Annotated in this window: 7 protein-coding genes; all 7 read right to left on the bottom strand. The window is 38.9% G+C overall.

Translation table 11 applies throughout. From position 1 onward, the window contains the following. Window positions 1–13 precede the first annotated feature (13 nt). The 7 genes from B4Z47_RS11145 to B4Z47_RS11115 all read right to left on the bottom strand — a co-directional run bounded on the left by B4Z47_RS11145 (window position 14) and on the right by B4Z47_RS11115 (window position 12,058). Complete coding sequence (locus B4Z47_RS11145; RefSeq protein ID WP_286727353.1) at window positions 14–3,268, bottom strand: SusC/RagA family TonB-linked outer membrane protein; 3,255 nt, start codon at window positions 3,266–3,268, stop codon at window positions 14–16. Between the two features lie 158 nt (window positions 3,269–3,426). Further along, window positions 3,427–4,128: a response regulator transcription factor gene (locus B4Z47_RS11140; RefSeq protein WP_070561748.1), complete on the bottom strand. Its 702-nt coding sequence runs from the start codon at window positions 4,126–4,128 to the stop codon at window positions 3,427–3,429. Continuing rightward, window positions 4,129–5,451: a sensor histidine kinase gene (locus B4Z47_RS11135; RefSeq protein ID WP_286727352.1), complete on the bottom strand. Its 1,323-nt coding sequence runs from the start codon at window positions 5,449–5,451 to the stop codon at window positions 4,129–4,131. A gap of 88 nt (window positions 5,452–5,539) precedes the next feature. Next, the gene (locus B4Z47_RS11130; RefSeq protein ID WP_286727351.1) at window positions 5,540–7,834 is read right to left on the bottom strand and encodes a GH92 family glycosyl hydrolase; all 2,295 of its coding nucleotides are present in this window, start codon (window positions 7,832–7,834) and stop codon (window positions 5,540–5,542) included. Window positions 7,835–7,844: 10 nt separating this feature from the next. Then, window positions 7,845–8,567, bottom strand: coding sequence for a basic secretory protein-like protein (locus tag B4Z47_RS11125; protein WP_286727350.1), 723 nt, complete (start codon window positions 8,565–8,567; stop codon window positions 7,845–7,847). 10 nt (window positions 8,568–8,577) lie between these two features. Beyond that, window positions 8,578–10,926: a GH92 family glycosyl hydrolase gene (locus B4Z47_RS11120; RefSeq protein WP_286727349.1), complete on the bottom strand. Its 2,349-nt coding sequence runs from the start codon at window positions 10,924–10,926 to the stop codon at window positions 8,578–8,580. 145 nt (window positions 10,927–11,071) lie between these two features. Then, window positions 11,072–12,058 (bottom strand): LacI family DNA-binding transcriptional regulator, encoded by a 987-nt coding sequence (locus B4Z47_RS11115; protein WP_286727348.1) that lies wholly within the window; start codon window positions 12,056–12,058, stop codon window positions 11,072–11,074. Between the last annotated feature and the right edge of the window lie 181 nt (window positions 12,059–12,239).

Raw genomic sequence — 12,239 nt, 5'->3', positions numbered from 1 at the left:
TACATTCATAAGGTTAGAAATTAAGATTTATTCCAAAGTTGTAGACTTTTAGAATCGGGTACCAATAACCGCTCGTATTTCCCATTTCAGGATCTATACTTAAATCCTTTAAACCTGACCAGGTAAATAGGTTCATCCCTTGCGCATAAACGCGTAATTGATTTAAACCAATTCTTTTAATAAGATCTTTCGGCAAATTATAACCGATCTCTATATTTTTAAGTCTTAAATATTTAGCATCATATAAAAATAGACTACTATTGCTATTTTTATTATTTTCAGAATTACCTATATGTAAAGCGGGGTAAGTTGCAGTTTCGGCCGTTTCCGGTGTCCAACGTCCCATATGAATTGGTCGAACGGAGCCGAGTTTATCTTGATCAAAAGTCGGGAAATCCCATACAGCCGCATCTTTCAATAAAATTGAAGAATTTAACGCTCCTTGAAACAAAAGACTAAAATCAAAACCCTTGTATTGCAGCGATATTGGTAAACCAAATTGAATCTCCGGGCTCCTAGGATTTCCCATCACTGTGCGATCCCCTAAATCTGTAATTTTACCATCACCATTCAAATCCTTATATACGACGTCGCCAGGTCCTACTGTTCCCCAAGGTTGAAAATTACTCTGATTTAATTTGTCCGCCTCGGCCTGATCTCTAACGAAGTGATCGAAAACATAGACAAAATTTTCATAAAGTCGTTTGCCCGTTGCTTGTCTGTATTCATATTGTCGTGGCACCTCTTGTCGGTAGATCAACTTATTTCTAGAAAAGGTGAAATTAGGTTTTAGAGAAAATCTGAAATTATCCCCAATCATATCTGAATAACTCATCTCAATATCAATACCACGGTTGCGGACCTTTCCAATATTGATCAGCGGAGAGCCTTTACCAACTACGCCAGGAAAACCAATGTCATCCGCCCCCAGTTCAGTAATAATATCATAACGATAATCTTCAAAAACATCAATACTAAAGTTCATCTTATTCTTTAAAAAGCCCATATCAAGACCGATATTGGTTTTTCTAGATTTCTCCCATGTTATATTTTCGTTTGCCAGGCGTCCTTCACGAAGGCCACTTAGTCCATTGTTAAAATTCTGTTCCCCAAAACTATAACCATCTCCTCCCTGAAAAAATGCGAGATATCCGAATCGAGCGTCACCTGGCATTTTATCATTACCCACAAGCCCCATCGAGGCCCTCAGCTTTAAAAAGCTAAGCCAGTCTTTGGTATTCGACATAAATTTCTCCTTGCTAACCACCCAACCCAATGCTCCAGCCGGGAAAAATCCATAACGTTTTCCCTCTATAAAATTTTCGGATCCATTGTAACCAAAGTTAAATTCCGCCAAATATTTTTCTAGATAATTATAGGTAAACTGTCCTGTCATACCTTGATAACGGATATCAACACTGGCTCTTGAATTCGCCGCATCATAGACAGACTGGCTCGAGCGATTGAAAAGCAACATTCCAGTAACATTGTGTTTATCTTTAAATAGACGGTTATAGTTTATTTTTCCTTGAATGAAAGTTCTATTAAAAGGACTACTTTGTGTAAATGAATTTCCAACAGTTTGATCTACCCTATATTTGTTCCCATTTTTATAAGTACCCTCATAGTATTGCGGATTCATAAAAAGATCGATACCATCTGTAGGCTGAAAAGTCGCATAATTGGGATATACCCTATATCCTTCACTATAGGTACCCAGCTCGCGTCTGACCCATTGTTGCTCTCTAGCATCATAGGAAAATATTCCGTCAACAGAAAGTCCCTTGGTAATAAAATCCATATTCCAGCCGGCAGCGAAACTTCCTTCCAAATAGGTGTTTTTTTCTGTATGATATCCTGACCTAGTCAACTCCCCAAGAACATTAAATCGGTAAATTTGATTACCAAACAACAAGCCTGAGGGATTATTCAGCAGATATCCCTGTGTAGAAGGTTGGCTATTGGGTTCGAGAATGATGGGTAAATACGGGGGCTGTGTCATTGCTAGAGTCATCAATCTACTTGCGGAAGTTCCAGGTGAAGTTCGATTGGTAATACGAGCACCTAAATTGAGTTTTACCCACAAGTTTTTAGTAATGTTGACATCAATATTGGACCTAAAATTATAGCGCTGAAATTTAGGAGAGACATTATATTTAGATAAGTCAACATGGTCATAATTATTATCTTGTCCCATATAACCGCCCATCACAAAATATTTCGCAATATCATTACCACCCCGTATTGATAGATTATATTCGTGCTGAGGTGCAGTTCTAAAAATATAATCGAAATAGTCCCAGTTATAACCTAACCCGTCCGAATTATCACCCTTTGCCCTTCGAAAATTGTCTATAGCATCCTGACTAAATAATTTCAAGTTATCGATATTTCCACCAGACCGCTTCGCATCATTCATTAACGCTTCATTGTAGAGAGTCGCGTAATCTGCAGATCCCAAAAGCATAGGCAATTGTGCGGGCGTATTTAGGCCATACGACGCTTTGAAGTCTACGGTTGCTTTATCGGCGGATTGTCCTCGTTTTGTGGTAACAACGATAACCCCATTCGCTCCACGAATTCCGTAGGGTGCCGTAGCTGCTGCATCCTTCAAAATGGAAACAGTCTCAATTTCGTCTGGAGCCAAATAGCTCATATCGCGTTCAATTCCATCCACAATTACAATGGGGGATTGATTACCATAAGTTGACTTACCACGAATAAACAATTCTGAACGATCTACTCCTGGCTCTCCTCCAGCATATTGGTTGACAACCAGTCCTGGTAATCTTCCTGCAAGCATGTTATTAATATTTGCTGCAGGACTCTGTACAAGATCCTTAGTCGTAATCGTTGCGACGGCGCCAACAACATTTCTTTTCTTCTGTGTTGTGTATCCAACAACCACAACATCCTCTAGTGCTTTTACATCTTCTACTAGGCTAACCTGTAACGTTGACCTTCCGCCCGCCACAATTTGTTGAGGCTGAAAACCAATATACGAGAAGGTCAATACCGCATCCTTATAGGGAATTTCTATTCGATATCGACCTGATGCATCTGTTTTCGTTGATTTGCCACTCGCCTTAACCACAATGGTGACACCTTGCAAAACTTTCCCTGTCGAACTGTTTAAAACTGTTCCCTCTACAATAATACCCTCTTGTTGGAAACTGAAGTGGATAGACGCAGCTTTCAATTCGGTCCACAAATTGAACGTGCTACACACCGAAAGCGTAAAAAATAATGGAATTACCTTTCTTTTCATAAATAATAATTAATGATTGGTTTACTAATACAAAAATTGGTCATCAATTAGTTATTCCTTTGGAATGAACATCTCCAAAGAAATCAACCTTAAGCTGATAAACTAATTCGTTTTAGTAAAATTAAAAAGAAAGAAAAGAGAAAGTTGTTAATCGATTGTTAATGACAATTATTGAAATCGACCTCTAAAATAAATCCCACCTTATAAACAGTTTTAATAGCAACATACCGCGATCTTTTCAGCATTTTTCTAATCTTGCATATAAAAACATCAAGACTTCGTCCCAAAAAATAATCGTTATCTCCCCAAAGAGCAAGTAAGATCTCTTCTCTTTTCAAAACAATATTCGGTTTGCTTGCTAAGAAAGTCCAAAGTTCAAATTCACGTGGTGATACAACCTGCCGAGATTTATCATTAAATTCTATTGCAAGTAAATTACGGTCAAGTTTAATGTCACCAATATTGAGTTGTAATTGACAAACAACAGGCTGCTTAACCATATAATTTTGAAGTTTCAGAGACAATTCTTCAACATCAAACGGTTTTGTTATGTAATCATTGCCCCCTAGACGGAGGCCCTTTAATCGATCTGGTTTAGACAGTCTTGCTGTAAGAAAAAGCACAAACTGGTTTTTATTTAACTGAGAAATATATTCAACGAATTGAAACCCATCCCAGTTGGGAAGTTGTATATCTACTACAAGGATATCATATTTATTAATCTTATAATAAGATATTCCCTCTTCAGCAGACATTGCATGACTAACATCAAATCCGAAATTTGACAGATAATCTATGAGCATTGTCGCTAAATCAAGATCATCTTCAATCAGCAATATATGTCCATATTTTGGTATCATCTATTTTATTATTGGTATTGAAATAGAAAATATTGTTCCAGGTTGGGTATCTGATTTAACGTCAATTTTCCATCTATGAATCCGCATGACTTCCTTTACGAAAAAAAGCCCCAGGCCCAGCCCATTTGAAGAAGCTTCTTGTTTACCCCGATATCCCTTCGTGAAAATATACGGCAATTGGTTATGTGAAATACCTATTCCATTGTCTTGTACAGTCATCACCACCGTATCTCTAGCGCCAATACTCAAGCGAATATGGATACATTTTATTGGCTCTTTATTATACTTCAGCCCATTATCGACCAAATTGTTTACAGCAGTGACGAACATAAATGGATTGACAAGCGCCTTTACGTCTTTAACGTTTTCATCCATCAAAATTTGAATTACTGTACTTTCTGATACTAAAATCCCTAGGTCCTGTTCTAATTGAACCATAAGTTCTTCCAAAAAGTGTTCTTCGAGAATCACCTCTTCCTGATTAAACACGCTCAAATCAATAGCCTTGTTAACTAATCGATCCAAACGGTTTACCTGACGCATCAACGTATCCAAAGTTGTTGCCATTTTTAGTTTATCTTCTTTAGAAACCTTTACCACCAAGTTAGTTAAACCAATTCGTATGGTTGTCAGTGGTGTATTGAATTCATGGGTGACATTGTTAATAAAGTCAGAAGCCATTTCCGCCATTCTTTTTTGCTTTATCCAACTACTGTAGGTCATCAAATACAACCAAACAATACCAATTATACAGCAACCCGACAGTAATAATAAGGGGAAAATGGATCTTAATACAGAAAAATTTGTATCAATATTTCCAACGTACAACGTAAAAGCCACACGATTTGACATCTTACTATTTGCAGTTATTGCAATCGACGATACGATATTGTCTTTGTCAATAAACCGAAATTCCCCTCCAATAGGAATATGCTGATCTATTCCAAAGTCCATAATTGGTATAAATGTCTTCGCATCAAAAGTCACCGAAACATCTTTCAACACAATGGCATAACCAAAACCTTCGCCCAAATTGACTTCGGATCTGATCTTATGAAATAGGCTGTCCATGGCTGGATGATTTCGGAGCCTCGCTACCAACTTCTTTGCGATACTATCTTTCAGATTATTGAAAGCATTACTATCGTCTTGGTAATAAGCTTTCAGACGAACTAAATGAGGCATTAAGGTTGAATCGATAAGTTTCTGCCCGCCCGGAAATATCTTATCGTTCGAGATATACTTATCGTAAACAACCTTAATTGCCTTTTTTTCTTTCTGAAATAGTTCGCTTCTTTTAATCTCATATGATCGTGCGATCATGAGATACTGTAATATCAGAAACAAAACTAAGCAACAGATAGCTATCCATTTGTACACACCTGATCGTCTCATCTTTGTGAGCAGGCTTTTATTTGTTTGGTTTATTACTCATCTCGAAGATTAATTCACCACCATTTATAATGCTACTATAGGGTAATAGAAAATCAGCCAATTTCCGCCCATTTAAAGAAACGGATTTAACGTAAACATTCTTCTCAGACTGGTTACGGGCAACTATGGAAAGACTGCGTCCATTTTCAAGATTAACCTTTGCCGATTTGACCAAAGGACTGCCAATCCAATAATTATCTTCCCCAGGTGCCACAGGATAGAAGCCTAATGCAGTAAATAAATACCAAGCAGACATCTGTCCACAGTCGTCATTCCCACCTAATCCTGCGTGACCATTGTGGTACTGATTACGTATAATTTGTCTAACACGCGCTTGGGCTTTCCATGGACTCTTGGTAATATTGTACAAATAGGCCACATGGTGCGAAGGTTCATTACCATGCACATAATTGCCGATAATGCCATCCCGTGTGATGTCCTCTGTATGTTCAAAATATTTATCAGGCAATTCCATGGTAAAAAGCGAATCCAAATAAGATTCTAACCGTTTTTTCCCACCCATTAATGCCATCATTTCAGTCGGTTGATGAGGCACATAAAGGCTATAATTCCATGAATTGCCCTCGATAAATCCTTGGCCATGTGTATCCAGGACATCAAATTTTTCTTTAAACTTTCCCGCTGAATTCTTGGGACGCATAAAACCTATAGAAGGATCATACAGTGATTTCCAGCTTTCAGCTCGTTTGGAAAATGTATTGTAGATATCGTCTTTTCCCAATTTTTTTGCTAATTGCGCGATACACCAATCGTCATATGCATACTCCAATGTATTTGAAACAGACGTGCCCGACACGTCATCAGGAACATAGCCCTTATCAATATAAGCGCCTATCCCTTCATATTGACGTGTATTTGCGGTTTGTACGCAAGCCGCCAACGCGGCCTCAGGATCACCTTTGTAAACACCTTTAAGAATGGCATCGACTATAACTGATACCGAATGATAGCCGCTCATACACCAGTTGTCATTCGCATAATGGGACCAAATCGGCAACATCTTCAGCACACTCTGATCATAGTGAGCCATCATAGAGGCGACAATATCTGCATTGCGGGATGGATTGATGAGATTCAGCAAGGGATGAAACGCCCTAAAGGTATCCCATAGCGAAAATGAGGTATAATTCGTAAAACCTTCCGCCCGATGCACTTCTTGATCCAGCCCTTTATACTCACCATTGGTATCCATATAAACCGTTGGCATTAGACTTGCATGATACATCGCTGTATAGAAATTGACAAGATCTTCCTTGTTCAGCATCTCCGCCTCTATTTTATGCAACTCCTTTTCCCAAGCTTCCTGACCTTTCTTAACGTATCCATCGAAGTTCCAGTCCGGTACTTCCGCATTCATATTAGCCAGTGCATTCTTCATACTAACCGGACTTAATGCGACTTTTAAAAGTACTGATTCCTGCGATTTGGTATCAAAATCCAAATGTAGCTTGATATTGTGAGCTGCCAGATCCGGGAAATTATTTTGCTGATCAAACTTTCGCCAGAAACCATTATACACAGATTTCCCATCCTCGTATTTTGCACCGTAATTCTTGAAAGCTTTCGATGTTTTAATGGCAAAATATACCGTGCGGGTCCTTGACCAACCATTTGTTTGGCGGTATCCAACCAAAGTTGAATCGTTCAATACTTTAACAACAGTCCAAACATTTTTTCCGTCATAATTATAGATCCCAGCAGTCAGATCAACTATCAGATGCGATGCATCAGACTCTTTGAACGTATAACGGTGTATACCCACACGTGCCGTCGTCGTTAACTCAGCTTTAATCTGATGTTTGTCCAACAGAACACTATAATAATTAGCTTCAGCACGTTCATTCGTGTGGCTGTAGGGAGACCTGTAGCCATCTTGTGGACGATCTGCTGTTCCAGGATTTAATTGAATTTTGCCCTGAGTCGGCATAATCTGTATGTCACCAAGATCGGAATGACCGGTACCACTAAAATGGGTGTGACTAAAACCGACAATCGTAGGATCATCGTACTGGTAGCCTGCACAATATTTGTACACATCTCCATTATAGCGTCCATTTACCGCATACGCTAAGGTATCCGTATCCGGACTTAATTGTACAGCGCCAAAGGGAACAGTCGCCCCAGGAAAGGTATGCCCCATACGGGCAGTGCCGATGAGAGGTTTAACATACTGCACTAATTTTGTTTCTTGTGCCTTTGATACAAGAGGGACAATGATCAATCCGAGAAAGACCAAACTTTTTATATTCATCGCTCAAGAATTATATTTTAGGATTTTTGCTGTAATCCGCCCATAGCTCATCGATCGTCTTCCCCGTCTGTGCTTTCCAAAAAGCATCAGTATAGCTTTTGCTTCGCATTGCGGCATCCAATTTCTTAACAAAATCCTTTTTCACATGGGTGTTGATCCAATAAAGGAATCGGGCTGTAACACGATAAGAATCCGTATATTTTTGCTTCTCGCTGTATTCAGGTAATCTCCAATTTGCTCCAGCATTATCAATACCATCATCAAATCGGACAAAATCTGCTATTCCCTCCGTAATCCACCAAGGCCCAGCGCCATCAGGGTATGCTTGTACAATGTGCATGACTTCGTGGGTAACAACATCAATATCCCCCGGATTTTTAGCAAACCAGGCAGGACTATAACGGACAATCCCACCCGCTGTCGCTGCCACACCTTTATAGTCCGGATCAATAACAAAAGAGACCTTTTTTATAGTCTTTTTATTATATTTCTTGGCTAGTTTAGGATAGTTGGTAAAATATGCCGCTACCAGCCTTTCTTTTAAAGAAGCACTAAAATCTTTGTCTTTATTAATCCAAATTAGGGTATAACCACCTTTACTGATACTATCAATATCCACAGCAACCTTGCGGTCATTTTCGGTATGTTTCCAATTGTCTTGTGCAAAAAGCGAACAAGAAGAAGCCAATCCAACTATGGTAAGAGCTACTTTTAAGTTTTTAAGATTCATCATAGCACAAAATTTATTTCTTTTTGTTCGATTTTAATTTAATATTGGTCTTCAAGTCTGTTGTCATTGAATAAGGTGCGTCACTTTTAGCACTTCCCCTAGTATAGTTAGGTTTTGCAGCCATATCAAAATTAAGCGTTCCTCCTTCATGCAATGCTTTGTGGCTTAGCCAGTTTTTACCGTAAGTTGCACCATTCCACTGCAATGCATTCACATAAATATGATCAGCAGAATTCTTGGCGGCATCGATCGTCAATGTTTTCCCATTTTCAAAAGTCAAAGTTGCTTTTTTAAATAATGGCGCTCCCAGAACATATTCATCCGTCGCTGGACATACCGGATAGAAACCTAAGGCAGAAAACACATACCATGCGGAAGTTTGTCCATTATCTTCATCACCACAGTAACCATCAGCAGTCGGCTTATACATTCTGTCCATTACCTGACGGACCCAATATTGTGTTTTCCAAGGCTGGCCAGCATAGTTGTAAAGATAGGGCATATGTTGAATTGGCTGATTACCATGCGCATACTGGCCCATGTTAGCAACCTGCATTTCACGTATTTCATGAATAATACCACCGTAATAGCTATCGTCGAAATCCGGAGACTGAACAAATACCGAATCTAACATGCTTACGAATGTCTTTTCTCCACCCATCAAATCGATCAAACCCTGAACATCGTGGAATACGCTCCAGGAATAATGCCAGCTATTGCCTTCAGTGAAAGCGTCGCCCCATTTCAATGGATTGAAAGGAGTCTGGAATTTCCCATCTTTATTTTTTCCACGCATAAGATTGGTCGATGGATCAAATAAATTTCTGTAGTTCTGTGCACGTTTTGCATACAAATCAATTTCAGCTTTGGGACGGTTCAGTGCTTTTGCCAATTGGTAGATCGAGAAATCGTCATAAGCATATTCCAATGTACGGGCCGCATTTTCATTGATTTTAACGTCATAGGGCACATAGCCTAAGCTATTGTAATATTCAACACCCTTTCTTCCAACAGCACTCATTGGTCCTTCATTGTTAGCACCATGTTGTAAAGCTTCGTATAACTTATTGATATCATAACCGCGCAATCCCTTCATATATGCATCCGAAACAACCGAAGCAGAGTTATTACCCACCATGATATCTGCATATCCAGGACTGCTCCATTCCGGCAGAAACCCACCCTCTAGATATGCATTGAGAAGACCTTCCTGCATTTCCTTATTAATAGAAGGATACATAAAGTTTAAGAATGGATATAATGCTCTAAACGTATCCCAAAAACCTGTTCCTCCGAATAAATAACCCGGAAGTGTTTTCCCATTGTAAGGACTGTAATGGACAACTTTTCCCTGTGCATCAACTTCATATAATTTGTTCGGGAAAAATAAGGTCCGATACATGGTCGAATAGAATGTACGCAACTGATCGATATCATCACCTTCTACTTTAATTTTTCCTAAAGTAGAATTCCAGATCTGACGTCCATCTTCTTTAATCTGGTCAAAAGATTTATTCCCCAACTCATTTAAGTTGATGAGAGCCTGCTCCGCACTAATAAAAGATGAAGCGACCTTCACTTGTACTGGTTTAGTTTTATCCTTTACTTTAAATCCGACAATAGCTCCTGTGTGGTCGCCCTTAATCTGCAGCTGTCCGTCCTTCTTCTCTTTACCTTCCCAGGTTGCAACGCTCGCAAAAGGCTGATCAAAAACCAACACAAAATAATTCTTGAAATTTGCAGGTAGAGGACCACGCGCATATTTCGAAGAATAACCAATAATCATATTTTTTTCTGGAATAATCTGAACCTCAGATCCTTTTTCATAAGCATCCAAAACGATATAAGCATCGTCAGTTTTATTGAACGAGATTCTAAACATTGCAGCCCGCTCCGTTGGTGTAATTTCGGCAGTCACATCATGATCTGCTAAATAAACCGAGTAATAATAAGGTTTTACAATCTCAGCTTTATGCGAAAACCAGCTCGCACGCTCATCTTGATCGAATACAGGCTTTCCTGTCACGGGCATGATAGAAAAAACACCATAATCATTCATCCAAGGTGATGGCTGGTGGGTCTGTTTTAAACCACGAATTTTATCAGCAGTGTATTGATACTGCCATCCGTCACCATTTTTACCTGTCTGAGGTGTCCACATATTCATACCCCAGGGTCTAGCTATAGAGGGATAGGTGTTTCCATTAGACAATTCAAATTTGGATTCGGTACCCATTAATGGATTAACCAGATCGACAGCTTCTAGCTGCTGCCCTCTAAATTTCTGAGCCAAAACCGGTTTTGCGCAAAACAAACCAAAAGACAATAACGAACCCAGAAAAACACTTAAAGATTTCTTCATTATTTAGGATGTATAAAAATATTTCTACTAAAACGTATTAGTAAAGATATAAAAAAGAATAATAAATCAAAATAGCCCCTCAAAATTGAACGGATACGTCTTATGATTTTTACAATTCAACTTTTATGCTATCCTGCTAACGATCTTATCGCGCTATTAATTTGGTCGAAATAATATACTCTTTTGGCTTCGATACCCCCTGATCAATCTCTTTTAACAGGACCTTGACACATGTTTTTGCGAGAGGTTCCAACGGCTGTTGAATACAGGATATTTTTGGATTTAAAATATCAAACAATTCATGATCATCAAAAGAAAACATCGGAAAGTCAAAGGTATGTTCGCCTTCCGAACGAAGCGCCTTTAAGCCAAGGATACAGAGGTAATTTGTTGTAAAAAATAATCCATCCAATGTAGGATTTTCAGCAGCCCATTTTCTTAGTAACAGCGTCCCCTTTTGCTTTAACTGTTGATAAGGCAAGTGTAACAAACGTGGTTCCATTTCGTTTTCTTCACAGAAGCCTAAATAGGCACTCTTCCTCGCCAACATCTGCGGCTGGTCCGAGTCAATGGTAACTAATCCAAAATTTCGGCAACCAATGGACTTCAAATGTTCACATGCTTTTCTACTGCTATCCTCATTATCAATATGGACATAATGTGTCTCTACCACTGGAGAATTTCTATCGAATACAACTAATGGCACGCCGTATTCTAAAATCTTCCGTTGATATTCCTCCAAATCTACTGTGGGAGCCAAAATAATACCTTCCACTTTCTTTTCCAGCATTGAATCGATGATATCACGCGCATTTTGCGAGTCTCCAAGTGTACTACTGTAGAGAACATGATATTTTTTGTTCCGAAACAATTCCTCCACATACAATGCAAATGGCCCAAAGAAAGAATCCCCAATATTCTCTACAATAAGACCGATAGTATTTGACCGTCCAGTCGCTAAACTTTTTGCCAATGCATTGGGCTTATAACCAACTTTCTCGACGTATGCCAATACGCGGTTTTCCAATTCTTTGCTGATCCGTGCTTGTTCGGCCTTGTGATTGATGACTAATGATACAGTCGATTTAGACACATTGAGTTCCTGTGCTATTTCTTTAATTGATTTGGCCATAAGAGCATTTTCATAAAATTAGGGTGAAATTAGAAAATAAATATGAACATATCGGAGATTACAATTGACAACATGAAATAAATTATTACACAATCGTATGCGTAGAAATGAAAAAAGGAATAGACAGTCAATTAAGACCATTTTCTCACCGGTTGTTACCCTATATGAATGAGCGCTATCC

Origin of the sequence: Sphingobacterium sp. UBA2610 (assembly GCF_002339225.1) — a bacterium.
Lineage (GTDB): Bacteria > Bacteroidota > Bacteroidia > Sphingobacteriales > Sphingobacteriaceae > Sphingobacterium > Sphingobacterium multivorum.
This window is presented reverse-complemented; position numbering and strand designations above follow the sequence as displayed.